Raw genomic sequence first — 26344 nt, 5'->3', positions numbered from 1 at the left:
ACCCAACACTATCCGTAAAAACGGCCTATTATGGCTGAGCTGACTTCTTGTAGTTATCAGCAAAACCGCATAGGTGCTATGAGCACTCTGGCACCGCAATTCGTATCGATTTAAGAGACACACCATGGCAAATCGCGAAACTGGCACCGTCAAATGGTTCAACGATGAGAAAGGCTTCGGCTTCATTACCCCGACTAACGGCGGCGATGATCTCTTCGTTCACTTCAAAGCTATCCAAAGCGACGGTTTCAAAAGCCTGAAAGAAGGCCAGACTGTTACCTACGTGGCCGCTCGCGGTCAGAAAGGTATGCAAGCTGAAGAGGTACAGGTGGCTTAAGCCTCTGTCCTGATCTAAAACAAACCCCGCGGCCGCGGGGTTTGTTTTATCTGTCGTTTGTAAAACCCAGCGGGTCTATAAGCCCATCTGCTTGCTGATGATCTCGTTCATGATTTCACGCGAGCCACCCCCGATCGAAAGAATACGGTTATCGCGGTACAGCCGCTCCACTAGGCTTTCGCGCATGTAACCCATGCCACCCATGATCTGCACCGCGTCGTAGGTCAGCCGATCGGCAATATCAGTGGCAAAGTTTTTGGCCATGGATATTTCCTTGATCACACTTTTACCTGCCGCCATCTTCGCTGCTTGTCGATAGGTAAAGTCACGCGATACCTCCAGCTGGGTCGCCATCTCAGCCAAACGATGCTTGAGCACCTGGAACTTGCCGATGGGCTTTCCAAATGCTTCGCGCTGCTTGGCCCATTTCAGCGCCTCCTCCAGCGCCAGCTGCGCTGTCATGTTGGCCATGATCGCCAATGACAATCGCTCGCTCTGAAAATTGGCCATGATGCAGGCAAAACCCATGTTCTCAGCACCGATCAGGTTAGCCACGGGAACCTTACAGTCCTCAAAGAACAGCTCTGCTGTGTCAGATGCCCACCACCCCATTTTCTTTAGCTTACGGCCCACAGTGAACCCAGGTGTGCCTTTCTCCACCACCAGCAAACTGACACCGGCAAACCCTTCGCCCCCCGTGCGCACCGCAACCGTGTAGTAGTCGGCGCGTATGCCACTGGTGATAAAGGTCTTGCTGCCCGTGACACGATAGAAATCGCCATCACGCACCGCGCGGGTTTTCAGATTGGCCACATCCGAACCGCCTGAAGGCTCAGTCACCGCCAGCGCCATGATTTTCTCGCCTGCCAGCACCTGCGGCACGACGCGATTGCGCAGCTCAGGTTTGGCCCACTTCAGCACCGGCGGCAAGCCAATATCCAACGAGCCAAGCCCAGCCACCAGCCCGCCTGAGCCTGAGCGCATCAACTCCTCGCTGGCCGCAACCTTGGCAAATACGTCCCCCTCGTGGCTGCCACCAAACGCTTCCGGGTAGCCGATGCCGAGAATCCCCGCCGCCCCTACCTTCAGGTAGAGCTCACGGGGAAATGCCTCAGCCTCCTCCCACTCATTAATATGCGGCAAAATTTCACGCTCAACAAAACGCCTGACCGAATCACGCACGAGCTGATGAGAACCATCGAAATATTCTTGGAAGGCTGACATGAGGTAATCCCAATGAGGTTTCGGCCAAAATACCAAGCGCTTGCTTGGTTAGCAAGAAAGAAGCACCATGCCGACTGTTTGAGCATCCTTGCTGGGAAAGCATCCAGCTCTGCCGCGCGAATTTGCTTCGGCTCAATACCTGCACAGGCCTCATGCAAATCAGCCAGAATCGGCGCGGTTAATGATTAACCTAGCCTTAGGCAGCCTATTCGCAAATGAACTACTGTATATATAAACAGCAATGTTAGACTCTCCCCCGACCAATCTAGGCCGTTAAAAGACGGCATACTCGTCGCCGATATTATTGAGCCTTAACCGTTCACGCCGCATGACCCGCCTAGCGAGGCGCTGATACCCAACGATGCCAACAGCCCCCAGCACACCCACGCCGCCACTGCTTGACCCAAGTTTTTATTACTTGTCGAATTTCCTTCAGGCCTTAACGTGGCTGCAAGAGCGTTCTGCCGACCTGCTGAATGAGCCAGAACACGCGTTCCTGACGCAGTTCTTGGCGACAGAAAAAGCATCACAGGCTCTGCTGGTGCGCATGATCATGCGTAAGGGCTCGCACTTTCGCGCCAGCAAGCTGGCCTACACCGAGATCGGTTGCCCCCGCTTGGCCGCAAAGCCTTTACTCGATGCGGGCTGGATCAAGCACGACGCTATGCTGTCACTGGACGAACTGTTCAGCGTGCTGCGCAAGGATGAACTGCTTGAGCACCTAGGTAACCCGAAGCACAAGGCGCTGAAGAAAAGCGAACTACGGGAGCAGCTGAGCGAGACCCATGCCGAGCCTCGCCCCTTTGCAGAGTGGTGCCCGACCTCTGATGACCAGTTGTTCAGCCTGACCATCGATGCGGTGTGTGAACGCCTAAGGCTGATGTTCTTTGGCAACCTGCATCAGGACTGGTCAGAGTTCGTATTGGCCGAACTTGGCATCTTCCGCTACGAACCTGTAGCGCTGACCACCGATTCGCGGGCCTTTCGCCACCGCGCAGATGTGGATTGCTACCTGCAACTGCAACACAGCCGCGAGCAGTTCGAGGCTGGCGCGCCGATCAGCAGCGTTCTGCAACAGATCAGCGCACTGGTCTGCGACACGCCTTTTCTTGCCGCTCGGCGCCACAAGCTGTTATTTCGTATGGGCCAACAGCTGGAGCGCGGAGGTGATCTGGCAGGTGCGCTGAGCTTTTATGTGGACTGCCGTTATGTTGGCGCTCGGCTACGACAAATCCGCTTATTGGAACGTTTGGGCCGCCAGGAACAGGCCTATGCGCTGGCCCTCCAAGCCTCACAGGCCCCGGAGAATGATGCTGAAGAGCAAGCAGTGGAACGCGCGCTCACGCGGCTGGCACGCCAGCTGGGGCAAACACGGCCAGGCAAAGCCAAAACCGCTGCGCCAATCCGCCTGGATCTGCGCCTAGCCAAGCCCGAAAAAGGCAGCGTCGAGTTCGCGGTCAAAGCCCATCTGAGTGAGCCTGAAAGCCCGGTGCACTATGTTGAGAACAGCCTGATTTGCAGCCTGTTCGGCCTGCTTTGTTGGGAGGCGATTTTTGCGCCCTTGCCGGGGGCCTTTTTCCATCCGTTTCACACTGGCCCAGTCGATTTGTTCAGTGCCGACTTTTACCCACGCCGCGCCGAGCTGTTCGATGCCTGTTTGGCGCACCTCGAAACAGACGCCTACAAACACATCATTCGCCAACGCTACGCGGATAAATTCGGCATCCAGTCGTCGTTCGTGTTCTGGGCCGCGTTGAATCCGGCGTTGCTGGAGCAAGCACTCCATTGCCTGCCCGCCGCTCATCTGCGGGCCTGGTTCAAGCGCCTGCTGCTGGATATCAAAGCCAACCGCGCCGGCATGCCGGACCTGATCCAGTTCTGGCCGGCCGAGCAGCGCTACCGCATGATTGAGGTCAAAGGCCCGGGCGACCGCCTGCAGGACAACCAGCGGCGCTGGCTGGCATTCTGCGCCGAACACGGCATGCCGGTGGATGTGTGTTACGTGCAGTGGGCCGACGCGTGAACTATCAAGTGGCCGTGCGCGCACTGTGTGAGTTCACCGCCAAGGTGGGTGACCTGGATTTGCGCTTCACGCCCTCGCCAACGGCGCAGGAAGGCATGGCCGGTCACGCCATCGTCGTCGCCAGACGCGGCGCAAGCTATTACGCCGAACTGCCGTTGAGTGGTGAATACCAAGGCTTACAGGTACGCGGCCGAGCAGATGGTTACGACCCGGATGAAAACCTGCTGGAGGAGATCAAGACCCACAGGGGCGATATAAGCCGTATCCCGGAAAACCATCGCCTGCTGCACTGGGCCCAGGCCAAGGTTTACGGCTGGCTGCTCTGCCAGGAGCGTGACATGGCTGAGATCAACCTGGCGGTGGTCTATTTCAATGTCATCACCCAGCATGAAACCGCCTTTCACCTGACCGTCAGCGCGGATGAGCTGCGAGCGTTTTTCGAGCTGCAATGCAGCCGCTATATCCACTGGGCCGAGTACGAGCGAGAGCATCGCCGCCAGCGCGATGAAGCCCTGCTCCGCTTGCGCTTTCCCCATGCCGAGTTTCGCAGCGGGCAACGCCAGCTGGCCAATCAGGTTTACCGCGCGGCGCGTGACGGTCACTGCCTGATGGCCCAGGCCACCACTGGCATTGGTAAAACCCTCGGCACGTTGTTTCCGCAGCTCAAGGCTTTTCCCGAGCAGCAACTTGACCGGTTATTTTTCCTCACGGCGAAAACACCCGGCCGGCGCCTAGCCCTGGATGCCCTGGCCACCCTGCGCGGCCAGGAAGAAGCCATGCCGCTGCGCGTACTGGAACATGTGGCACGGGATAAAGCTTGTGAACACCCGGACAAAGCCTGCCATGGCGACTCCTGCCCCCTGGCCAAGGGCTTTTATGACCGCTTGCCAGCCGCCCGTCACGCGGCGCTCAAAGGTCAATGGCTGAGCCATGAGAGCGTACGGGCAACCGCCCTCGCGCATCAGGTCTGTCCTTATTACCTGAGCCAGGAGCTGTGCCGCTGGGCGGATGTGGTGGTCTGCGATTACAACTATTACTTCGACATGGGCGGTCTGCTGTATGGCCTCACGCTGCTGAATGAATGGCGTGTGACACTGCTGGTGGATGAGGCCCACAACCTGATTGAGCGCGGGCGTGGCATGTACACCGCCGAGCTCAACCAACAGCGTTTCGAAGCGGTACGGCGCATTGCACCCAGCGTGATGAAGGCCCCACTGGAGCGCATCAGCCGGCACTGGCGGCAGTTGGAGCGCGACCAAGAGGTGGCGTATCAGGTTTACCCCACTGCACCTGATTTGTTCGTGATGGCGCTGCAAAAAGCCGTCAGCACCCTCACCGACCACCTGAGCGAACAACCGGCCGGCAATGCCAGCGAACTGTTGCACTTCTACCTCGACGCCATGTTGTTCTGCCGACTGGCTGAAGCGTTTGGTGCGCACTCGTTATTTGATATCAGCCGGGACGAAAGCAACGATCAGGCGGTATCGACCTTGTGTATCCGCAACATCGTACCGGCACCGTTTCTCGCCCCGCGCTTTGCAGAGGCGCACAGCTGCACACTGTTTTCCGCCACCCTAAGCCCCGCGCACTACTATGCCGACCTACTTGGTTTGCCGGAAGAAACCCCCTGGATTGATGTGGAGTCGCCCTTCAGCGCCGAACAACTGCACGTACATGCCGTCAGCAACCTCTCTACCCGCTATGCCCATCGTGACTTTTCCCTGGCACCGATCAGCGCCTTGATGGCACGCCAATTCACTGAGCGCCCGGGTAATTACCTGGCCTTTTTCAGCAGCTACGCCTATCTGCATTCGGTACTGACTGAGTTTCGCGCGGCCCACCCGCTGATTCCGGTCTGGGTGCAATCTCGACAAATGGATGAGGACGAACGCCAGGCCTTTCTCGACCGTTTTAGTAGCAATGGCCGTGGCATCGGTTTTGCCGTATTGGGCGGCGCATTTGGCGAAGGCATCGACCTGCCGGGAGACCGACTGATCGGGGCGTTTATTGCCACACTCGGGCTGCCGCAGATCAACCCAGTCAACGAAGAAATCAAACAGCGCATGCAAGTGATGTTCGGCAGCAACACGGGCTACGACTACACCTACCTCTACCCCGGCATGCAAAAAGTCGTGCAGGCTGCTGGGCGCGTCATCCGCACAGTCAAAGACCAGGGCGTGGTTTACCTGATTGATGATCGCTTCAACCAGCCGGCCATCCGCAAGCTGCTGCCCACATGGTGGAAGGTTGATCGCTACAGCCTGCGGCTGAGCCAACACAAACCCATTTGAAGCCGCTCCGCTCGTTTCAGCCTTCGGTGCTCAGCGAGCGGCATTGCCATTAGGCGCCCTGACGCTGCTGATCTGATGCTGATCGGCAACCGCCGGCAACGGCACAATTACAAGCGAGCGACTACTCAGGGGAAGCGCGATATACGCTAGAATCGCGCGCCAACACTCCAGCATAGGCACCCGCAGGCCATGACTGAAAAAACCGCGCTCGGCAAGAATATGCTCGCCAATCACCCCTCTCGCGAGTTGATTCGCCTTGAGCATGTTTTTGTAGCACTGGGTAACCCGCTCCGACTCGCCGCCGTTCATGTGATTGCGCAGGGCGATGAGTTTCTGTGCTGCGACGTGTTGTCCGACATACCCAAATCCACCATGACCCATCACTGGCGGATTTTGCGAGACAGCGGTGTGGTATGGCAGCAACGCGTCGGGCGTGAATACCGACTTTCGCTACGCCGCGATGACCTGAACGCTCGCTTCCCTGGCTTACTCGACGCTATTTTGCAGCCGTTGGCGCACGACACGCTCACGTCAGAGGCGATTAATCAGTACCTTGGCCATGACCTATCGTAGCGAGGCGCGCAACGCGCATTCGTGTGCGCGCCCGGTTTGTATAGACACCGCAAAGGGCCGCCGGGCTATTTCTCCAGGCGGCCTTTGCAACTCAACTCAACGAACTGGACCGTACTCTACGGGCACCCAGCGATAAGCATCGCCATCCGTCACCACATGGCCGATACCAGGAAACGGCAAGTGGGCCGCCGCAATCCACAGCTTGCCTTGCACCGCAGACTTCAGGATGCGCTTACGGGTAGCAATGGCCGCTTCAGGGTCATGATCGAACACCACAGACACTTCGGGGTGCTTGAATTGCACCGCATGGCTGTGAACAACGTCGCCCCAGACCAAGAGCTTCTTATCACCGCTGCCAATCAGATACCCCGTCATGCCTGGCGAATGACCCGCCTCATCGACACTTTCAATGCCAGGAGCTGGGGACTCACCTTTTGCAAAGGTGCGGAATTTACCGGCAGCCTTGTAAGGCGCAACGGTGCGTCGGGCCGCCTCAAAAAAAGCACGATCCGCCTCGGGCGCAGCGCTGGCAATTGATTCACTCAGCCAGTAATCCGCATCGTCCTTGGGCGCTACGAATTCAGCATTAACGAATGCAACTGTACCGTCAGGGTTCGTTGCACCACAGGCATGGTCTGGGTGCATGTGCGTGACAATGACCTCGTCAATCTCATTCGGGCTGATGCCAGACAACTGAATGTTATCGACCAAATTACCTAAGGTATCGCCAAAGCATTTAGCAGCACCGGCATCGATCAACGTAAAACGCCCGTTCTGCTGAACCAAGTAAGCATTCACCGAGGTTTGCACGCCCTCTTTACTGACGGGTACATGCATCGCGTGCAACAGCCCATCCAGATCCAGGCCGTCAGCATTTTTCAGCACCGCGTTTTGCAGATACGCCGGGCCGTCATAATAGGCAGTTACGGTGACATCATCGCCCAATGCCATCCGATAGTAGCCAGGCACCTGAGCACTTTCCGTGTTCATGCGCGGCGTCTTTTCCGCTGCCACAGCCATAGAGCCAGAACAGGCCAGCGCCACCCCAGCAACAATGGCACTGAGTGCGCCCCAACAATGCTTACTCATCGTGCTCTCCCTCATATTCGCTATAAATGTGCAGCCGACTGACTGTAGCCCTAACACCTGTATACAGCAGGACGACAGGCAGTAGCGCCTGAAGGTACGATAATACTCGTACCATAAAATAACTGTCAACGTTGCCCATAGCTCGCTAAGCGTCTTGCACGACGCGCAACTGCTCACGCCTACCTATAGGATAATTAACGATATAAAATACCGCGCATATGTATTACCTATAGGTTTTGACTCTGATGCTACTAAGACACCTGCGCTATTTGTTGGCGGTTGCGGATAACGGTGGCTTCACGCGCGCCGCAGAGGTGCTGCATGTATCCCAACCGACCCTGTCACAGCAGATTCGCCAACTGGAAGAGACCCTCGGCGTCAGCCTATTCGACCGTACCTCGCGCACGGTAAAACCCACCGATGCGGGGCAGGCCTATATCGAATCGGCCCGTCGGGTATTGGTGGAACTGGAAGCGGGCAAGCGGGCGCTGCATGACGTGAAGGATTTGTCGCGCGGCAGCCTGAGACTGGCCATGACGCCAACGTTTATGGCCTACCTGGTCGGGCCACTGGTCCGCGCTTACATCGCGCGGTACCCCAATATCCATTTGCAGATTTTCGAGTTGTCGATGAGCGACATCGAAACGGGGCTGGCGAATGACTCACTGGACATCGCCATTGCATTTGATCAGGTAAGGAATGCTGACATTGAATCACTACCGGCGTTTACCGAAACCCTGGCGCTGATGGTGGGGCGTGATCACCCCCTCTTCGACAGCCAAACCGCACTGAGCGCTGAACAACTCGCCCAGCTGGAGTTTGCCCTGCTGACACCGGACTTTATTACGCGCACCTGTATTGATGAGTTTTTCGCCAACGCGCATATCACACCCAAGGTGGTGATTGAGGTCAACTCGGTAAATACCCTGCTGGAGGTGATTAGGCACACCAGCGTCGCCACCATTTTGCCCGAAGCCATTGCCACTCAAGACCGCGCCCTGCGCAAACTGGCATTGCTAGACGATGCGCCTCAGCGCGGCGCCGCGCTGCTGCGGCGTAAAAACAACTACCACAGCGCGGCGTCAGAGGCTTTTATGAACCTAATGCTGGACTCGGCGTTGGGGCAAGAACAGTCCAGTACAGCCAAGCCGCTATAGAACGCTGCGTGCAGCGCTCTACTCAGTTGACGATAAGCCGTTGAGCAGCCGGCAACGGCCGCGGTGCTTGCTCACACGCCAAACACGGCACAAGCGCGTCAGGCCGCAACGGCTGAGCGTGCCGGTACCGCGCAAGTGGCCGGGCACTCAGCCAGCGGTTTGAACGAGCGGTTGTCGTTGTCCAGCGCGTCGATTGAGCCGGTTTCAATGTCATAGACCCAGCCATGCAGGTTCAACGCACCCTTTTCCTGGGCCAGGCGCACGCTCGGGTGCGTTTGAATGTTGGCCAGTTGAGCGATCACGTTTTCCCGAACCATTGAGCTGACTTTCGCCGCATCATTGGCATGAACGCGCGATTCGTTGATGACTTTCGCCGACTCAGCATGTTGCAGCCAGCCGCTCACGGCGGGCAGATGGTCCATGCATGTGCACGTGGCAACCGCGGTCATGGCGCCGCAATCAGAGTGGCCGCAAATAACGATATCGCTCACGCCTAGCACCGCGACGGCGTATTCGACTGTCGCCGACACGCCACCGGGGTGCGGGCTGTAGGACGGCACAATATTGCCTGCGTTACGGATCACAAACAGCTCGCCGGGCTCTTGTTGAGTCAGCAGTTCCGGCACCACACGACTATCGGAACACGTGATAAACAAGGTACCTGGGTGTTGCGTGGTGGCCAGGTGTTTGAACAGGTCGGAACGTTGCGGGAAGGCTTCGCTCTGGAACTTCAGAAACCCGTCAATAAGCGCTTTCATGGGATGGTCCTGTCGATAACGTCTGAAGGGTTGAGTGGCTATGAATCGCTACAGCCGGTGCCATACAGGCTGTATTGCAGCACATGAATCTCACCCTTTGAGTCGCGGTAGGTCATTTCTGCTGGCGTCGGTCCGCAGGTGTCGGCAGCCGAGGAAATACGCAGCACGTGAGCAATATCCAAGTGCATACCGTAGGTGTATGTGACGGCGTGCGCTGGCACGCTCGACTCCTCGGCATGGGCCGATACAGAGGCTGTCAGTGACAGGCCTGCTATCAGAATTTTTTTCACCGGTAATCCTCCATCACAATGTTGGCAGATGAAATCAGTGCAGGTTTTTGAGCAGGCCCGCCGAACTGCGGGCCTGACTTACAGAGGGCGCGCAGGAATCAGAACGGGCGCAGGGGCAGGAACTTGCCATCCAGCGTGATAACGGCACGGGAGCCGCCTTCTGGGTCGTCGACCTTCTTCATGTCCAGCTTGAAGTTGATCGCGCTGATGATGCCGTCGCCGAACTGCTCATGCACCAAGGCCTTCAGCGTGGTGCCATAGACCTGGATCATTTCGTAGAAGCGGTAGATGGTCGGGTCAGTCGGAATACCCGAGAGGCTGCCGCGCAAAGGAATAATTTGCAGGCGGGCTACCGCGTCGGCGTCCAACTCAAGCTTGTCGCCAACCACTTTGGCAGCGCTTTCCGGCAGCGGGTGCTGGCCGAGCAATGCCGCCGTTACATAAGCCAAACCAAGGCCAGTGCCGTCGGCTAGGTCCTGCCAGGATAGATTTTTGCGCGCCTTGGCATCGAGAATTTCAGTGGTCAGCGCGAGGCTAGGGTCGTTGTAAGCGTGGGACTGTTGCATGGTGCTGCTCCTATCGGGCTTGCTTGGGTGTGAAGCCATGATCGGCCGACAGACCCATAGCGTCAAAGACGCATATACAATTTAAAACATAAGCAAAACTTATAGATAGGCACAGCAGACCGCCTGCAACCAAAGGCAATTGGTTGAGGGCCATTGCCATGGGTTCGGCAACGAACAGACATCCACGCCAGCTAACCGCACAGTGCGACGCGAGGCCCTACGCCTAAAACGCCTCAGTCGACCGCAGCGCCAACCCAGGCGCCTCTTAATTGCCGGCGATACCGGCAAAGCCCACGCATTGCTTGCAATGCGGTTCCCCCCATAAAGGAGTACAGCGATGCAGATCGGCATGATCGGCCTCGGCCGTATGGGCGCCAGCATGGTGACCCGCCTGCTGCGCGGCGGCCACGAGTGCGTGGTGCATGACCACGCGCCTGAAGCGAGCGTCCACCTGGTCGGACTGGGCGCTACTGACGCCTCATCGCTGCAGCAGTTAATTGAACGGTTGCAGGCGCCCCGAGCGGTTTGGTTGATGGTGCCGGCAGCGGTCGTCGAGGGCCTACTCGAACAACTGACGCCCCTGCTACACCCCGGCGACCTCGTTATCGACGGCGGTAACTCGCACTACCACGATGATCTGCGCCGTGCCGAGGCCTTAGCCGCACGGGGTATCGGCCACATGGACGTCGGAACCAGCGGCGGCGTTGCCGGTCTGGAGCGCGGCTATTGCCTGATGATCGGTGGCAGCCATGAGTCGGTGCTGCAGCTCGCGCCCGTATTTACCACGCTGGTCCCAGGGCCGAGCAGCGCAGCGGCAACACCGGGGCGCAGCTTAGGCCAGAGCACGGCGGATCAAGGTTGGTTGCATTGCGGGCCACACGGCGCCGGCCACTTCGTCAAAATGGTACACAACGGCATTGAATACGGCGTGATGGCGGCTTATGCCGAAGGGCTGAATATACTCCACAACGCAAATATCGGCCTGCGCAAGCAGGCCGTTGATGCCGAAACCACGCCGTTACGACACCCCGCGCACTACCACTACCAGATGGACCTGCCCGAGATCGCTGAAGTCTGGCGTCGCGGCAGTGTGATCGGCTCGTGGCTGTTGGACTTAACAGCCGAAGCGCTGACAGCGAACCCAACACTGGCCGGTTACTCAGGGCGGGTTTCGGACTCCGGCGAAGGCCGCTGGACGCTGCAGGCAGCCATCGACCAAGGCGTGCCCACGCCAGTGTTGAGCGCCGCGTTGTATGCGCGCTTCAGCTCACGCGGCGAGGCTGATTTTGCTAACCGCCTGCAGTCAGCCATGCGCCATGAATTCGGCGGCCATGGCGAAAAGCCCGATCAAGCCCCCGCGGCGGAGCAATAAACGGGGGCAGCGAGCAAGCCCTGCCAACACTGCACACCTGCAGAGCTGGCGCAAACACACGGTATGGCTGACACCTTCGCCTTGAACATCGCCCATAAACGACAATGCCCCATCAACCGATGGGGCATTGTCTCAACTTACCTTCAAACCGCTAAGTCTCACTCAGCCTGAACTACCGGCGCTTCAGCGCTGACTGATTACAGGCTCAGCTGGCGATTAGACGCCTTGAGGAACTCGCGCTTGAGGTCTTCATAGGTGTGTACTGCAGGGAACTGCGGAAACTCGCGAATCACATTATCCGGGGCGTGGAACAAAATACCCGCGTGGGCTTCGCTCAGCATGGTGGTGTCGTTGTACGAATCACCCGCGGCAATCACCCGGTAGTAAAGGCTCTTGAAGGCCAGCACCGACTGACGCTTAGGGTCTTTTTGGCGTAGCTGATAATCCACCACGCGATCTGTTTCATCCGTGATCAGCTTGTGGCACAGCAGCGTCGGGAAACCTAGCTGACGCATCAGCGGCTGGGAGAACTCGTAGAAAGTGTCCGACAGAATCACCACCTGGAAACGCTCACGCAGCCAATCAACAAATTCCACCGCGCCTTCCAAAGGCTTGAGCGTCGCGATCACTTCCTGAATGTCAGAGAGCTTCAAACCGTGCTCATCCAGAATACGCAGACGCTGCTTCATCAGCACGTCGTAATCCGGAATATCCCGGGTGGTCGCTTTCAGCGATTCGATGCCAGTTTTTTCTGCAAAGGCGATCCAGATTTCCGGGACCAACACGCCTTCCAGGTCGAGACAAGCGATTTCCACAGGACACTCCTAGCTTGGATTTATTAGAGAAGGCGGCACTCTAGCCGCTCCCCCATAGCTCTGCAACGCAGAGCCTTATACCCAAATCAAAGCTCTACTACGGCACTTGGTTATTTAGTCGTATAACCGGCTTTTGTTACCATCGCCACACATGACGCGCAACGTCACCCTAACTAGGAATTCAGCCCGATGAGCCATCCCTTCGATGCAGCCGAACTGGCGGCGAGCTATGCCAACAAGTCGCCCCAGGACATTCTCAAACTGGCATTCGAGCACTTCGGTGATGAGCTATGGCTATCATTCAGCGGCGCAGAAGATGTGGTGCTGGTCGACATGGCCTGGAAGCTCAACAAGAACGTCAACGTCTTCAGCCTCGACACCGGCCGCCTGCACCCGGAAACCTATCGTTTTATCGATCAGGTGCGCGAGCACTACGGCATCAGCATCGACATACTTTCACCTGAAGCCGCTGCACTGGAGCCCCTGGTCAAAGAGAAGGGTCTGTTCAGCTTCTACAAGGATGGCCACGGTGAATGCTGCGGCATCCGCAAAACCGCCCCGCTACGCCGCAAACTCGCCACAGTAAAAGCCTGGGCCACCGGCCAGCGCCGCGACCAGAGCCCGGGCACCCGCAGCCAGGTTGCAGCGGTCGAGCTCGACGGCGCCTTCTCCACAGCGGATAACACCCTGTACAAGTTCAATCCGCTGGCGCAGATGAGCAGCGAGGATGTTTGGGCCTATATCCGCATGCTGGAGCTGCCTTTTAACAGCCTGCATGAACGCGGCTTTATCAGCATCGGTTGCGAACCCTGCACCCGCCCAGTGCTGCCCAATCAGCACGAGCGCGAAGGCCGCTGGTGGTGGGAAGAAGCCACGCAGAAAGAGTGCGGTCTGCATGCCGGCAATCTGATTGCCAAGCACTGATGGCCGAACGCAGGGCCGTCATTGAGTCCTGAGCGGCATGCAAACCTTCTCAGCAACTCTGACAGATGTTCAAAACGCCCGACGCACAGCATCGGGCGTATCCACCGCGTGAGTACATCGAATCACGCAGCGGTGACACCCACCACATCGATAGCATGGGTATCGCTGTACGCACTCCAACCTGCCACCCCATCCACCGTTTAAAGCCTGCGCAGCACTCTTATTGCTGTTGCACCCGCACCAGCGGGGCAACCTCCACCTGCGCATGCATCTGTTCAGTGCCGCCGCCTCGGCGCATGCCGCGTACCGGGCAGGCGTCCAGATAATCCAGGCCCACGGCCAACTTCAAATGCCGCTCCGGTTTGGCCAAGCAGTTGGTCACGTCAAAGCTGTACCAGGCGTCATCCAGCCAGGCTTCGGCCCAGGCGTGGCTGGCCAGGTGATCCTCACTGTCGGTAAACAAATAGCCCGAGACATAACGCGCCGGAACGCCCAGGCTGCGCGCACAGGCCAGGAAAGCGTGCGCATGATCCTGACAAACGCCCTTGCCACCGGCGAAGGCCTCACTGGCGCTAGTTTCCACGGCGGTGCTGCCCGGCTGGTAGCGGATATGCGCATTGAGGGCGTGCATCAGATCGATCAGGCCGCTACGGTCAGGACGGCTGCGGCTCTGCAGCTTGGCGAATTCGCGCAGGGCTTCGTCGGCCTCGGTCAGGCGGGTAAAGCGCAGGAACGGCAGGGCCGACTGGCTTTCGTGCTCGGCCTCGCGCGCTTCGTCAATTTCCACCTGGCCACGGGCACCGATGACGATGGATTCGTGCGGCTCATCCATGGTCAGCACATGCAGGATATTGCCGTAGGGGTCGAGTTGGGCGCGCACCGGGCGCGGCAGGGTCAACTGCCAGCTGAGTACGTGCTGGCGCTCGCTGTCGTGCGGCGTCATGCGCAGGTACTGGATACTGGTGCGCACCTGATCTTCATAGTGATAGGTGGTGTCGTGGCTGATGGACAGTCTCATGCGACCTCCAGGTAGGAACTTTGGATGGCTTGGCCCAGCTGGCGGACCAGCAGGATGAAATCGGTGAGCCAGGCGTGCAGGCCCTCGTCGAGTACTTCTTCGATGCTGGTGTAGCGCAGCCGCGCTTCCAGTTCGGCGGCCAGGCGCTGGGCCGGGCGGCCGTTGTCGCCAGGCAGGCTGGCGAGCATCAGGCTGAGTTCGTCCATGCACGCACGCAGCGAGCGCGGCACGTCGGCGCGTAGCAGCAGCAGTTCGGAGACTTTGCGCGTACCGGGCGAACCGCGGTAGATCTCGGCAAACGCCTCGAACGAGGACAGTGCGCGCAGCAGCGCGGTCCACTGGTAGTAGCTGCGCGCCGGGCGGCCGTCGACTTCGTCGATGTCTTCGCCAAGCATTTCATAGCGCGCATCGAGCAGGCGCAGGGTGTTGTCGGCGCGCTCGATAAAGGTGCCAAGGCGGATAAAGCGGTACGGGTCCCCGCGCATGATGGTGCCGAAGGTGGCGCCACGGAACAGGTGCGAGCGCTCCTTGACCCATTCGCAGAAACGGCTGATGCCGTAGCGGCTCAGGCCTTGCTGCGCGATGCCATGGATTTCCAGCCAGGTGGCGTTGATGTTTTCCCACATGTCAGCAGTGATCCGCCCGCGCACGGCGTGGGCGTTGCTGCGCGCGGCCTGCAGGCAGCAGTAGATGCTCGCCGGGTTGGTCGCATCGAGGGCGAAGAAGTGCAGCATGCGTTCGGCGTGCAGCGGGCCGTGACGCTCGAGGTAATCATCCAGGGTGCCGGTAATAAGCAGCGGCAAAGCCAGTTCTTCCAAACCATCGCCGCGCCCGTCCTGCGGCATCAGCGACAGCGAGTAGCTGACTTCAAGCATGCGCGCGAGGTTTTCCGCACGCTCCAGGTAGCGCGACATCCAGTACAGATCAGAGGCAGTTCTTGAAAGCATGGTTAGTCCTCCACCACCCAGGTGTCTTTGGTGCCGCCACCTTGGGACGAGTTGACCACCAGCGAGCCTTCGCGCAGCGCGACGCGGGTCAGGCCGCCGGGGACGATGCGGGTTTCCTTGCCGGACAACACGAACGGCCGCAGATCGATATGCCGAGGCGCAATGCCGCTGTCGACAAAGGTCGGGCAGGTCGAGAGACATAAAGTCGGCTGGGCGATATAGGCCTCGGGTTTGGCGATCAGCCGGGCGCGGAAGTTTTCGATTTCCGCCTTGCTAGCGGCCGGGCCTACGAGCATGCCGTAGCCGCCGGAGCCCTGGGTTTCCTTGACAACTAGGTGTTCCAGGTTGGCCAGCACGTGGTTTAACTCCACCGGATTGCGGCACTGGAAAGTCGGCACGTTTTTCAGGATCGGTTCTTCGTCCAGGTAGAAGCGGATCATCTCGCCGACATAGGGGTAAATGGATTTGTCGTCCGCCACCCCGGTGCCGATGGCGTTGGCCAGCACAACGTTACCGCTGCGGTAGCAGGCCAGCAGGCCAGGCACGCCGAGCATGGAGTCGGGGTTGAAGGCCAGCGGGTCGAGGAAAGCGTCGTCGAGGCGGCGGTAGACCACGTCCACCTGCTTGGCCCCGGCGGTGGTGCGCATAAACAGCTTGTCGTCGCGCACGAACAGGTCCGCGCCCTCGACCAGTTCAACGCCCATTTCACGGGAAAGGAAGGCGTGCTCGAAATAGGCGCTGTTGAAGCGCCCCGGCGTCAGCACCACGACGTTGGGGTTATCCAGCGGGCTGGAGGACTTCAGCGTGTCGAGCAGCAAGTTCGGGTAGTGATCAATCGGCGCCACGCGCTGCGCAGCAAACAGTTCGGGGAACAGCCGCATCATCATCTTGCGGTCTTCGAGCATGTAGCTGACGCCGCTGGGCGTGCGCAGGTTGTCTTCCAGCACGTAATAGCTGCCATCGCCATCGCGCACCAGGTCGACCCCGGCTATGTGGGCATACAGGCCACGATGCAGGTTGAGGCCCTGCATGGCGATCTGGTAACCCTCGTTGGCCAGCACTTGTTCGGCAGGGATGATCCCGGCTTTGATGATGCGCTGGTCGTGGTAGAGGTCGGCGAGGAACATGTTCAGCGCCTGCACGCGCTGGATGCAGCCGCGTTCGACGATGCGCCATTCACTGGCGGGGATGCTGCGCGGGATGATGTCGAATGGGATCAGCCGCTCGGTGCCCTGGTCGTCGCCGTACAGGGTGAAGGTGATACCCGCGCGGTGAAACAGAAGGTCGGCTTCCCGGCGGCGCTGGGCCAACAGTTCATCCGGCGTATCCGCCAACCAGCGGGCAAAGGCTTGATAGTGCGGGCGAACAGCGCCACTCGCGTCGTACATCTCGTCATAAAAGGTGCGGGCCATGCCGTACTCCTTGTCACCCGGACATGGAGTCAGCTTTGCAAGGCTCGCGCCATACAACAAAAATGTTTTAGATCAATAGCTTGAGTATTTAACGCGCGAATAACGCACCAAGCCAGGGCGCAATCGTGACCGCCAAGTCGCAGGGCGCGCCATTTTAAGGCGGCCAGTCCGTGCGGTGGATAACACTCTTTTTATCCACCACCAGGCAACCACTGGTGGATGGGTAGAGCGTCATCCACCCTACCGGAGCATCAAAGCCTAGCCAGTTGCAGCCAGTGGCGATAGAAGCCTTCGGCGACTCGATTCAGCTCGGCGACTTTGGCCGGCAGGTTTTCGAGCATCTGCACCCGGCTCTGCTGGCTGGGTTGGCTTTCATCCAGCAGGTGATGCCAGTCGCCGAGCCACTGGCGGACCAAGGCTTCGTCCATTTCCGGATGGCCTTGCAGGGCCAGCAACTTGTCGCCCCATGCAAACGCCTGATTGCTGCACCAGGGGCTGCTCAGTAAGGGTTGCGCGCCCTCGGGAATGGCGAAGGTGTCGCCATGCCACTGGAAGATTGGGAACTGCTCAGGTAGGTGCTGCAGCCAGGGGCTGGGCGCAGCATGATCGAGGCGGCTTAGCGGCTGCCAGCCGCTTTCGGTATAGGGCATACGCGTAATGTCTGCACCTAGGGCCTTGGCCAGCAGCTGGCCGCCCAGGCAATGGCCGATCAGCGGAATATCGCGGCGGATAAAATGCTGCAGCGCGGCGACCTCGGTGGCCAGCCAGGGCAGCGGATCATTCACGCTCATCGGCCCGCCCATGATGGCTACGGCCTTGGGCCGGTCCAGATCAATGCCGTTCAGCTCACCGAGGTCAGCGCGTAACACTGAGAATGGATGACCCGCCTGCTCCAACACCTTGCCCAAATGGGCCGGTGGGCAGTAATCAATATGGGTAAAAATCAGGATATCGGTCATGCGCCAAGTCTGAAGCAAAGCGCAGGCTGGGGTCGAGTGGCGATTTATTGGGGAACGCTTTGGCCAAATAGAAATGACACGGGCCAGCTTATGGCCGGCCCGTGTTTGGATTGCAGAACCTGTTTACGATCTCGCGAGCTAGAGCCATGCAAGGCAAAAATAGGCGAGGAAGCGGAGTTTACGGGCTGTAAATGAGCATTCCGAGCCTGTTTTTAACGCAGCAGGGCCGACGCGCAGCAGACCGTAGACAGGTTCTCAGGGCTGCCTTACCTCCTGGGTAACACCCCACCCATCCAGTTTGCCGCCAAGCGGCGCCACAACGGACTCCAGGTCATGCTCGAAGTCATCAATGCCGTGGTAGGTCGCGAACATTACTTTACTGACTTGTAGGTGCCACACACCGTCATCACGCTCGGTCACCAGGGCGTGTAAAGACTCACCTCGAAATTTGCGGGTCGCCATGCGGGCCCGCTCCTCATCAGGGAAAAGGGCGTAGAACTCGATGGGATGGAAGCTGGCAAAGTCGAAGCCACCTTCCTTCATCCGCCGTAAAACCCCGTTACCGACATCATCATGCAAGGCTGTGCTCATGAAGTGATCTCCTCAGGCGATGGATAAATTTACAGGACGCGAAAGAACCAACTCGATGTCGATACTGCAGTGCGAAGACCTGTTAAACGCTTTCCCATTGCTACCGCCAGAGTTCCAGCGGTGTTGCGGCACAGTGTGCAGTGCCGCCCGAGAATCAAGCGATCACGCTGCTTGATAGGTCATAAGTCAGACCCGAAACCAGGCCTGGACAACGCAGGCTTGTTCAGAGCGAACAAGTCAGAAGCGTTAGCTGCAGACTAGTCCCATCGCAGGCGGTTTGCCCAGCGAAATATCAATGGCTGACCCATCACTGCTCTGACACAGATATTCCGCGGCTAAAGCCCCTCCCACGGTTTTGCCCGCCAAGGTCGTTACTCGCGGCTTAACCAGGCCATGATGCGCCGTGTGATCCAGGCCGGGGTGATTTGCCCCGACCAGTACAACAGCTTGAATTGCAGGCTGATTGGTCGGTGAACCGCGCGGCTTTGGGTCTGCGCCCAAGCGGCCTGCGCTACCGCCTCGGCTTGCAGGTTAACGCCCAAACGGCGCAACACCGGCGCTTGAAACCGCTGGTTGTTAAGCATCGGCGTGCTGACAAACGGCGGCATCAGGTCGCCGACGCGGATGCCGTGCTTGGCCCACTCTAGGTCCAGCGCCTCGGTCAGCCCGCGCACGGCGAACTTGGAGGCCGAATAGCTGGCCAGATGCGGTACGCCATAGAGCCCGGAGGCCGAGCCCATATTGATCACCTGGGCGTCGCGCGAGGCTTTCAGATAGGGAAAGGCCGCGTGGGTCATGTTCAGCAGCCCCTGCACGTTGATCTGCAGAATGCGCGCATGCTCGCTTAGCTCGATGTCCTCGAAGTGCCCGCATCGCAGAATCCCGGCACTGTTGAACAGCAGGCGCAACTGACCGCCATGCAGGGCGCAGAAGTCCGCCAGGGCGACCTTGACTGCCGCCGGGTCGGCCACATCAAGCTCGGCATGCCAGACGTTACCCAACTCACCGGCCAACTGAGTCAGCGCCTGGTGGTTGATATCCAGCAGCCCAACCTGCCAGCCGTGTTGATGAAACAACCTGGCGGTGGCGGCGCCTATCCCTGACGCGGCGCCGGTAATCAGAATATTGTTCACTCAACAGCCCCGCTCGCGCAGAAAGCTCACCACTTCGGCAAGGGCAAAATCGGCAGCCTTGAGCATGCCCGCGTGGGCCTGAAACACGTGCCACAGGTCCGGATAACGCTGCAGGCGCACATCCACACCCGCCGCCTGGGCCTTGTCAGCAAAGCGCAGGCTGTCGTTACGCAAGATCTCGTCTTCACCGACCTGAATCAACACAGGGGCCAGGCCATGCAGGTCAGCAAACTGTGGCGACAAGCCAGGGTCGTCGTGGGCCAAACCCGCCGGGCAATACAGCGCCAGGGCCTGCTCCACCCATTTGCGGTGAATCAGCGGGTCACCGGCTGGCGGCTCGTGCAGCTGCGTACCGGTAAAGTCAGTGACCGGAGAGAAGCACACCAACGCTTCCGGTTGCGGCAAACCCAGGTCGCGCAGGCGCAGGCTGGTGATCAGGCTCAGGTTGCCGCCGGCCGAATCACCGCCGATCACAATCTGCTCAGGCGTGTAACCCAGCGTCAAAAGCTCCTGAAACGCGGCCAACGCATCGTCAAGGGCGGCTGGGTACTGATGCTCAGGTGCCAAGCGGTAATCCAGCGCGCACACATCCATCTGTCCGCGTTTGGCCAGGGTCGAGCAGATCGTGCGGTGGGTATTCGCTCCGCCGATCAGGTATGCACCGCCATGCAGGTAAAGCAGCACCGTGCCGCGACCACTCTGTGGTTTATGCCACTCACAGGATCGCCCACCCAAGGTGCCGGCGCTACGGGTAACGCCACTCGGCGCCGGGCTGACTGCTGTCAGCAGGCGCAGTACCGCGCGCTGCCCGGCAATCGGCATGGGTGGGCGTACCAGACCACGGAACAGCAGGCGCAGGCTGGTACGCAAAACGCTGCGCAGAAGTGCCTGATCGGCCGCCGGCGCGGTGAATTCAACGGGTGCATTCATAGTCATCAAGCTCCGGTGCGCGGGTCTGCTGGCGGTAAGTGAAGGTATAGCCCGGCCAGTTATTGGTGCTTTTGCCGGAGGCGGTTTTGTACCAGCTTGAGCAGCCCTGCTCCCATATCGTTCGATGTGAGCTGGCCTGAATCTGCTGGTTGTAGCGCTGCTGTACTAAGGCTTTTACGTCGACATAACGGGCGCCTTGCTGGCGCAGCAAATCGATGCAGCCGAGCACGTAACGGAACTGACTTTCGAGCATATAAATGATCGAGTTATGCCCCAGGTTGGTATTCGGCCCGTAAAGAATAAACAGGTTGGGAAAACCGCTGACGCTGATGCCCTTGTAGGCTTCGGCGCCGTCGCGCCAGGCCTGATTCAGCTCCTGCCCGCCGAGCCCGCGAATCTGCATCGGCGCGAGAAAATCCGTGGCGGCAAAGCCGGTGCCGTAGATCAGTACATCGCACGGGTGCTCGCGGCCATCGGCGGTGATGATGGCGCGCTCGCCGACGCGGCTGATCGCCTCGCTGACAACCGTCACATTGGGCTTCGCCAGGGCCGGGAAGTAGTCATTACTGATCAGGATGCGCTTGCAGCCCATGGGGTAATTCGGCTGCAGCTGGGTGCGCAGCTGCGGATCACTGATGTGCTGATTAAGGTGGCGTTCGAAGCTGAAGCGAAACAGCTTCATCAGCCACGGCATGCTGATAAACGCCAGGCCGCGCACCTCGTGTTGCAGGTACTTGAGGCCGCGGTCGATGCGTTGCAGCCAGGGCAGCCGGCGCATTACCGCTAGCTCCCACGGCCGATAGGCACGGTCCGGCTTGGCCAGCACATGGGCCGGCGAGCGTTGAAACAACTTGAGTTCGGCCACATGCGGCTGAATCTGCGGGACAAACTGAATCGCCGAGGCGCCGGTGCCGATCACCGCCACGCGCTTGCCGGTCAGGTCCAGGTCATGCCGCCAGCGCGCCGAGTGAAAGGCCTCACCGGCGAACGTCTCGATGCCCGGAAACGCCGGATAGGCCGGCTGGTTGAGCTGACCGCAGGCGCTGATCAGCACTTCGGCGCAGAGTTCTTCGCCATTGCTCAGGGTCACCCGCCATAGCGCTGCCGCCGCATCGAAAGCGGCAGACGCTACCTCGGCATTGCAGCGAATACGCGGCCGCAACTGGTACTTGGCCACGCAATGCAGCATGTAGCCATGGATTTCCGCCTGGGGCGCGAACTTGCGGCTCCAGTCGGTTTTCGGCTCGAAGGAAAACGAATACAGGTGCGACGGCACATCGCAGGCCGCACCCGGGTAGCTGTTGTCACGCCAAGTGCCGCCGACTTCTGCGGCCTTCTCGAGGATCAGAAAATCTTCGATCCCGGCCTTCTGTAACTGGATGGCCATGCCCAGGCCGCCAAAGCCGCTGCCGATAATCAGCACGCGCAACGGGGCCTGGTTCTGGGAAGTGTTGTGCATTGTTATATCCCCAACCGCAAACAGTGCGGATACCAAGATGCTACTTGCCCGGCACGTGAGAGGTTATGGCATAGTCGGCCAATGGATTGTGACTTTCGGACAACCGCATCGGACACCCTATGCCAAGCACCTCCGCTCACCTGCCAAAACGCAGCATCACCAGCGCCCAGCTGCTCACTCAATTAGGCCTCGACCATGGCCTCAGCGTTGAGCGCTGCCTGCTTAATACCGGCCTTAGCCCCCTGCAATTGGCCGAACTGCACAGTGAAATCGACGGTGCGCAGGAACTGCAGTTGATCCGCAATTTGCTCGATGCCTTACCTGAACAGCACGACCTCGGCCTGCAGGCTGGCCTGCGTTATCAACTGACCACTTACGGCATCTGGGGTTACGCCCTGCTCAGCAGCCAGACGTTCCGCCAGGCCGCCGATCTCGGCCTGCGTTACCTAGACCTGACTTTTGCCTTTAACCGTATCACCTTGAGCGAAGAGGCCGACCAGGCACACCTCGATCTGGATGGCAGCCATTTACCGAGCCACCTCAGGGACTTTCTCCTGCTGCGCGACGCCGTTGCAGTGATGGTGATTCAGCGCGAACTGACCGGCAGCCGCATACCCCTGAATCGCGTGCAACTAAGCATGCCAGCGCCGACCGACCCTGCGCGTTTTATCGAGCAATTCGGCCTGCTCCCAGAGTTCGCCTGCACACGCAACCGCATCAGCTTACCGCGCCGCCTGCTCGACTTGCCTCTGCCCCGAGCCAATCCGCACAGCGCCCAGCTCTGCGAGCTGCAGTGCCAGGCGCTGCTGGCTAAACGACACGTGCGCAGCGGCCTGGCTGGCCAGATTCGCGATCGTTTACTCAGCACACCCGGCCGGCTGCCGGATATGGAACTGATCGCCAGTGAGCTAAACCTCAGCAGCCGCACCCTACGCCGCCGCCTGGAGGATCAGGGCAGCAGCTTTCGCCAATTGCAGGAAGAAGTACGCCAGGCCCTGGCCGAAGAACTGCTGGCCATCGCCAGCCTGAGCCAGGAAGAAATCGCCGACCGCCTGGGCTACAGCGAGGTGTCGAACTTCCTGCATGCCTTCAAACGCTGGAAGGGCATCACGCCTGGGCAATACCGCCAGACGCTGGGTTAATGTCACGGCCAGTTTGAAAGTCAGTTCAGCACTGACTGTCGCTTACGCTGCAGGTATCGTTCGGCCACGGCTAAGTATCCAGCCCAGCCGCTACGGCGCACTAAGCCACCGTCTTGGCAGCGGCGCAATGCACGAGCGCATAGCCCCAACGCTCTGGCTGGGAGCCAACGCTTGCGCCACTACGCACCAGTGGCATAACAACTCAGAGGGCTGAACCGATGTTCTACCGCCACCACGACAGCCCGATCGGCCGCCTGCTGTTGGCAGCTGACGAAACCGGCCTGCAAAAACTGTTGATGGATGTCGATGACAAGCCCTGGCCTATCAGCGAACACTGGCGCCGCGCCGCCAATGAGCTGGATGAAGTGTGCCGACAACTGGATGAGTATTTTGCTGGGCGTCGACAGCGTTTCGACGTGCGCCTGGCGCCGCAGGGCACGGCGTTTCAGCAGGCCGTATGGCAGGCGCTGCAACGCATCCCGTTTGGCAGTACCCGCTGCTACAGCGCCCTTGCCGCAGAAATCGAACGGCCCAAGGCGGTGCGTGCTGTGGGCGCAGCCAATGGTGCCAACCCGATTGCCATCATCATCCCCTGCCACCGGGTAATCGGCCGTGACGGCAGCCTTACCGGTTATGCCGGCGGCCTGCCACGCAAGGCGTTGCTGCTCAAACTGGAGGGCGCTCAGCTGCCGGAACAGCGGCTGCTGAGTATTTAACTGGCGCAGCGATTCAGGGATTCAGGGATTCAGGGATTGACGCGCGCCAGTACACGCGCCGGAGCCCCTAGCGGTAACGCCAGAATCAGACCCTCGCCAGACGCCGGGTAGATGCCAGTCAGCGCGGTGATATTGACCTGATGGGAGACCAACACCAACGGCGCACCACGGGGTTGTGCATTGATCTGCTCGATCAGCGCTGCGGTCTGCTCACGGGCGGTATTGGGTGTTTGAAAGAATGAGTCCAAGGCTGGCAGCGCTTCAACTGCGCCCAAGCCTATTTCACGGGCTGTGTCCTGAGCGCGGCACCAGCGGCTGCTGAGCAGGCGCGGTTCAATCCACTGGCTGCGCAACAATTGACCCCAACGCTGCGCCTGCTCGCGGCCGACTTGGTTGAGGTTGCGCTGGGTGCGGCAATCATTCAGCTGGAAATTCGCCGGATCACCCGTGCCGGGCGCTGTGGCATGGCGCAACAGCAGCACGGCGCGGCCTTCACGCAACGCGGTCCAGGCTTGCGTATCGCTGGCCTGCACCGCACCGCTCAGCAGGCACAGCGCCAATAGCCACACGCCTGCCCGCCGCATGGCTAGAACTTGACCGTGCCACGCGGGCCCATCAACGCCCAGATGATCAGGCCGATCACCGGCAGCAAGACGATCAGCAAGATCCACAACACCTTGATGCCCGTTTCAGCGTTGCTTTTGATCACGCTGAGAATCGCCCAGATATCCAGCGCCAGGATAACCAAGCCTAGTAAACCGTTGAATGTAGAACCCATAACTTGACGCTCCTATGCGAAAAACTCGCCTAGCTAGGATAACCGCTCGCGACCAGAGTTCAGCGCTTTGATTACTCAGCAATCATCCAGGCCGGCAAAAGCCGCCGCAAAATCACCGGTTTGCCGAGTAAAGGCCGGCACCTGCGGGCTGTCAAACAGGCGCAACACGGCGAAGCGCGAATGCTCGCCGCCATCGAACCAATGCGCCGTGCCGGCGGGTAACCGCACCAGATCGCCCTTCTCGCACAACAGGCTGTAGACGTACTCGCCAATATGCAGCGCCAGCAGGCCACGGCCGGCCAGGTAGTAATGCAGGTGGGCCGGCCGACAGTTCTGCTCCGCGCGCAAGGCGCGGGCCAGGTCACTGCCCTCGCCGCGCTCATCACACAGGCTTAAAACCTCGGCGCTGGTATAGCCATGCTGGGTCATCAGCTGGTCGATTTGCGCACGGCTGGTCATCATCAGTTCATCACTGGCGGTGCCGGCCGTGACCGGCTGCGCTACCGGCACCTGGCTGAACTGCACACCAACGGTGGCCAGGGTGCTGGCGATGTCTTCGACGTGGGTCAGCAGCTTGTTCGGGTACTCGGGCGAGGACTGGTGGTAGACGGTCAGGAAGCTCATGGTCAAGACTCTCGTGCAGTGAGAAAAGGCTCAATTCAAACCTGTGAATTGCGGACATGTGGCGATGGCCGCTCATCTCGCATATAGCGCGCAGTGATCACCGCAGCCGCCAGGGCAATCAGGCTGGCGATGGCAAAGGTCCAGGCCGCGCCGAGGCTATGCCAGCTGTACCCGGAATACAGCGCCCCCAACGCACCGCCGACGCCCGCCAGCGCGGCATATAGCGCTTGGCCCTGACCTTGCTGGCGGTCAGCAAAACTGCGCTGAACAAAATGCATGGCCGCCGCATGGAAGGCACCAAAAGTCGCCGCGTGCATCAGCTGAGCAAACAACAACACCGGCAGATGGCCAGCCAGGTTACCCAGCAATAACCAGCGCAGCGCCGTAATCAAAAAACTCGCCAGCAGTACGGTGCGTATCGAATAGCGCGCCAGCAACCTGGCCATCACCATAAACAACACGATCTCGGCCAGCACACCCAGCGCCCATAGCTGGCCGATCACCCCGCGCGAATAACCCAACGCCTCCAGATGCAGGCTGAGAAAGGTGTAATACGGGCCGTTGCTCAGCTGCATCAGCCCGGCGCTGAGGTAGAAGGCGAGAATCCCCGGCCGGCGCAGCTGCTGGAGAAAGCCACCTTGCTCATGGGTATTGGGGCGCATCTGCGGCTGGGCGTTGGGTACCCACCAACTGCTCAACACAATACCGCCCATGATCACAATCAGCGCCCAAGGATAGGCGTCCAGACTTAACAGCTCGAATAACTGGCCCAGCCCCACCACCGCGACGATAAAACCGATGCTGCCCCACAGGCGAATCTGGCTGTAGCGCGCGGCCTGCTCCTTGAGATGAGCAAAGGTGATGACCTCAAACTGCGGCAATACCGCGTGCCAGAAGAACGCATGCAGCGCCATGATCAGCGCCAGCCAGGCGTAGCTCTGGCTGATAAAGATGCCGGCAAAACACAGCAGCGTGCAGAGCGCGCCAAAGCGCACGATGGCCAGCCGCTGGCCCGTGTAATCGCCTAACCAACCCCAGATGTTTGGCGCGATGCAGCGCATCAGCATCGGAATGGCGATCAGCTCGCCAATCCGCGCGGCAGAAAAACCCAGGTGGTCGAAATACAGCGCGAGAAACGGCGCGGTGGCGCCGAGCAGCGAGAAATAGAAGAAGTAGAAACTGGACAGGCGCCAGTAAGGCAACCCCGAGTTCATGC

At 59.6% G+C, this 26344-nt stretch carries 27 protein-coding genes; 9 read left to right on the top strand and 18 right to left on the bottom strand.

The annotated features are described in order from the left end of the window. The first annotated feature begins 124 nt into the window (after window positions 1–124). Window positions 125–337 (top strand): cold-shock protein, encoded by a 213-nt coding sequence (locus AC0J6G_RS05655; RefSeq protein WP_069516724.1) that lies wholly within the window; start codon window positions 125–127, stop codon window positions 335–337. 75 nt (window positions 338–412) lie between these two features. Here the strand turns inward: AC0J6G_RS05655 and AC0J6G_RS05650 are convergent, their stop codons facing one another. Next, a complete protein-coding gene (locus AC0J6G_RS05650; RefSeq protein WP_475252066.1) occupies window positions 413–1561 on the bottom strand; it encodes an acyl-CoA dehydrogenase family protein in 1149 nt (382 codons plus the stop codon). Window positions 1562–1922: 361 nt separating this feature from the next. On the opposite strand from AC0J6G_RS05650, the gene AC0J6G_RS05645 reads away from it, so the two are divergent. The 3 genes from AC0J6G_RS05645 (at window position 1923) to AC0J6G_RS05635 (ending at window position 6448) form a co-directional block, all read left to right on the top strand. Next, window positions 1923–3584, top strand: coding sequence for a VRR-NUC domain-containing protein (locus AC0J6G_RS05645; protein WP_475252064.1), 1662 nt, complete (start codon window positions 1923–1925; stop codon window positions 3582–3584). Then, window positions 3581–5875, top strand: a complete 2295-nt coding sequence (locus AC0J6G_RS05640) for an ATP-dependent DNA helicase (RefSeq protein WP_475252062.1) — start codon at window positions 3581–3583, stop codon at window positions 5873–5875. The genes AC0J6G_RS05645 and AC0J6G_RS05640 overlap by 4 nt, the downstream gene beginning before the upstream one ends. Before the next feature lie 189 nt (window positions 5876–6064). Then, a complete protein-coding gene (locus tag AC0J6G_RS05635) occupies window positions 6065–6448 on the top strand; it encodes an ArsR/SmtB family transcription factor (RefSeq protein WP_475252060.1) in 384 nt (127 codons plus the stop codon). A 96-nt stretch (window positions 6449–6544) separates the two neighbouring features. Here the strand turns inward: AC0J6G_RS05635 and AC0J6G_RS05630 are convergent, their stop codons facing one another. Continuing rightward, window positions 6545–7438, bottom strand: a complete 894-nt coding sequence (locus AC0J6G_RS05630; RefSeq protein WP_475252058.1) for an MBL fold metallo-hydrolase — start codon at window positions 7436–7438, stop codon at window positions 6545–6547. 344 nt (window positions 7439–7782) lie between these two features. Here AC0J6G_RS05630 and cynR point away from each other — a divergent pair, with 344 nt between their 5' ends. Then, window positions 7783–8694: a transcriptional regulator CynR gene (gene cynR / locus AC0J6G_RS05625; RefSeq protein ID WP_475252056.1), complete on the top strand. Its 912-nt coding sequence runs from the start codon at window positions 7783–7785 to the stop codon at window positions 8692–8694. Between the two features lie 98 nt (window positions 8695–8792). Here the strand turns inward: cynR and AC0J6G_RS05620 are convergent, their stop codons facing one another. The 3 genes from AC0J6G_RS05620 to cynS all read right to left on the bottom strand — a co-directional run bounded on the left by AC0J6G_RS05620 (window position 8793) and on the right by cynS (window position 10308). After that, window positions 8793–9452: a carbonic anhydrase gene (locus tag AC0J6G_RS05620; protein WP_475252054.1), complete on the bottom strand. Its 660-nt coding sequence runs from the start codon at window positions 9450–9452 to the stop codon at window positions 8793–8795. A gap of 38 nt (window positions 9453–9490) precedes the next feature. After that, the gene (locus AC0J6G_RS05615) at window positions 9491–9673 is read right to left on the bottom strand and encodes a DUF2790 domain-containing protein (RefSeq protein ID WP_475252052.1); all 183 of its coding nucleotides are present in this window, start codon (window positions 9671–9673) and stop codon (window positions 9491–9493) included. A gap of 167 nt (window positions 9674–9840) precedes the next feature. Next, window positions 9841–10308 (bottom strand): cyanase, encoded by a 468-nt coding sequence (gene cynS, locus AC0J6G_RS05610; RefSeq protein WP_475252050.1) that lies wholly within the window; start codon window positions 10306–10308, stop codon window positions 9841–9843. A gap of 337 nt (window positions 10309–10645) precedes the next feature. Here cynS and gnd point away from each other — a divergent pair, with 337 nt between their 5' ends. After that, window positions 10646–11680, top strand: a complete 1035-nt coding sequence (gnd, locus tag AC0J6G_RS05605; RefSeq protein WP_475252048.1) for a phosphogluconate dehydrogenase (NAD(+)-dependent, decarboxylating) — start codon at window positions 10646–10648, stop codon at window positions 11678–11680. Window positions 11681–11877: 197 nt separating this feature from the next. On the opposite strand, the gene thrH is transcribed toward gnd, so the two are convergent. Further along, window positions 11878–12495, bottom strand: a complete 618-nt coding sequence (gene thrH / locus AC0J6G_RS05600; protein ID WP_411186584.1) for a bifunctional phosphoserine phosphatase/homoserine phosphotransferase ThrH — start codon at window positions 12493–12495, stop codon at window positions 11878–11880. A 189-nt stretch (window positions 12496–12684) separates the two neighbouring features. Here thrH and AC0J6G_RS05595 point away from each other — a divergent pair, with 189 nt between their 5' ends. Further along, a complete protein-coding gene (locus tag AC0J6G_RS05595) occupies window positions 12685–13419 on the top strand; it encodes a phosphoadenylyl-sulfate reductase (RefSeq protein ID WP_475252045.1) in 735 nt (244 codons plus the stop codon). A 220-nt stretch (window positions 13420–13639) separates the two neighbouring features. Here AC0J6G_RS05595 and AC0J6G_RS05590 read toward each other — a convergent pair whose 3' ends face one another. The 8 genes from AC0J6G_RS05590 to AC0J6G_RS05555 form a co-directional block, all read right to left on the bottom strand. Beyond that, window positions 13640–14437, bottom strand: a complete 798-nt coding sequence (locus tag AC0J6G_RS05590) for a transglutaminase family protein (RefSeq protein WP_475252043.1) — start codon at window positions 14435–14437, stop codon at window positions 13640–13642. Further along, a complete protein-coding gene (locus AC0J6G_RS05585; RefSeq protein WP_160084806.1) occupies window positions 14434–15384 on the bottom strand; it encodes an alpha-E domain-containing protein in 951 nt (316 codons plus the stop codon). Before AC0J6G_RS05585 ends, AC0J6G_RS05590 begins: the two co-directional genes overlap by 4 nt. A gap of 2 nt (window positions 15385–15386) precedes the next feature. After that, complete coding sequence (locus AC0J6G_RS05580; RefSeq protein ID WP_475252041.1) at window positions 15387–16796, bottom strand: circularly permuted type 2 ATP-grasp protein; 1410 nt, start codon at window positions 16794–16796, stop codon at window positions 15387–15389. Between the two features lie 251 nt (window positions 16797–17047). Beyond that, a complete protein-coding gene (locus AC0J6G_RS05575; RefSeq protein ID WP_475252039.1) occupies window positions 17048–17755 on the bottom strand; it encodes a type 1 glutamine amidotransferase in 708 nt (235 codons plus the stop codon). A gap of 255 nt (window positions 17756–18010) precedes the next feature. Next, entirely contained in the window at window positions 18011–18346 is a 336-nt protein-coding gene (locus AC0J6G_RS05570) for a ribonuclease E inhibitor RraB (RefSeq protein ID WP_475252037.1), read from the bottom strand. Window positions 18347–18717: 371 nt separating this feature from the next. Continuing rightward, the gene (locus tag AC0J6G_RS05565) at window positions 18718–19479 is read right to left on the bottom strand and encodes an SDR family oxidoreductase (protein WP_475252035.1); all 762 of its coding nucleotides are present in this window, start codon (window positions 19477–19479) and stop codon (window positions 18718–18720) included. After that, window positions 19480–20409, bottom strand: coding sequence for an alpha/beta hydrolase (locus AC0J6G_RS05560; protein WP_475252033.1), 930 nt, complete (start codon window positions 20407–20409; stop codon window positions 19480–19482). It lies immediately after the preceding gene. Next, on the bottom strand, window positions 20393–21868 hold the full coding sequence (locus AC0J6G_RS05555) for a flavin-containing monooxygenase (RefSeq protein WP_475252031.1): 1476 nt from the start codon (window positions 21866–21868) through the stop codon (window positions 20393–20395). The genes AC0J6G_RS05560 and AC0J6G_RS05555 overlap by 17 nt, the downstream gene beginning before the upstream one ends. 119 nt (window positions 21869–21987) lie before the next feature. Between AC0J6G_RS05555 and AC0J6G_RS05550 the strand changes: the two genes are divergently transcribed. Beyond that, a complete protein-coding gene (locus AC0J6G_RS05550) occupies window positions 21988–23010 on the top strand; it encodes an AraC family transcriptional regulator (RefSeq protein WP_475252029.1) in 1023 nt (340 codons plus the stop codon). Between the two features lie 218 nt (window positions 23011–23228). Beyond that, window positions 23229–23726 (top strand): methylated-DNA--[protein]-cysteine S-methyltransferase, encoded by a 498-nt coding sequence (locus AC0J6G_RS05545; protein WP_475252027.1) that lies wholly within the window; start codon window positions 23229–23231, stop codon window positions 23724–23726. A gap of 29 nt (window positions 23727–23755) precedes the next feature. Here AC0J6G_RS05545 and AC0J6G_RS05540 read toward each other — a convergent pair whose 3' ends face one another. The 4 genes from AC0J6G_RS05540 to AC0J6G_RS05525 all read right to left on the bottom strand — a co-directional run bounded on the left by AC0J6G_RS05540 (window position 23756) and on the right by AC0J6G_RS05525 (window position 26342). Further along, window positions 23756–24310, bottom strand: coding sequence for a histidine phosphatase family protein (locus AC0J6G_RS05540; protein WP_475252025.1), 555 nt, complete (start codon window positions 24308–24310; stop codon window positions 23756–23758). 2 nt (window positions 24311–24312) lie between these two features. After that, entirely contained in the window at window positions 24313–24504 is a 192-nt protein-coding gene (locus AC0J6G_RS05535) for a PLDc N-terminal domain-containing protein (RefSeq protein ID WP_275961538.1), read from the bottom strand. A 75-nt stretch (window positions 24505–24579) separates the two neighbouring features. Continuing rightward, the gene (locus AC0J6G_RS05530; RefSeq protein ID WP_475252023.1) at window positions 24580–25128 is read right to left on the bottom strand and encodes an acireductone dioxygenase; all 549 of its coding nucleotides are present in this window, start codon (window positions 25126–25128) and stop codon (window positions 24580–24582) included. 35 nt (window positions 25129–25163) lie between these two features. Continuing rightward, window positions 25164–26342 carry an MFS transporter gene (locus AC0J6G_RS05525; RefSeq protein ID WP_475253611.1) on the bottom strand — a complete coding sequence of 393 codons (1179 nt, stop codon included), beginning with the start codon at window positions 26340–26342 and terminating at the stop codon, window positions 25164–25166. Window positions 26343–26344 lie beyond the last annotated feature (2 nt).

Source organism: Pseudomonas sp. TS_SC_3 (genome assembly GCF_056156225.1).
Note: the sequence above shows the minus strand (reverse complement) of the source record. Positions and strands in the feature narration are given on the sequence as shown.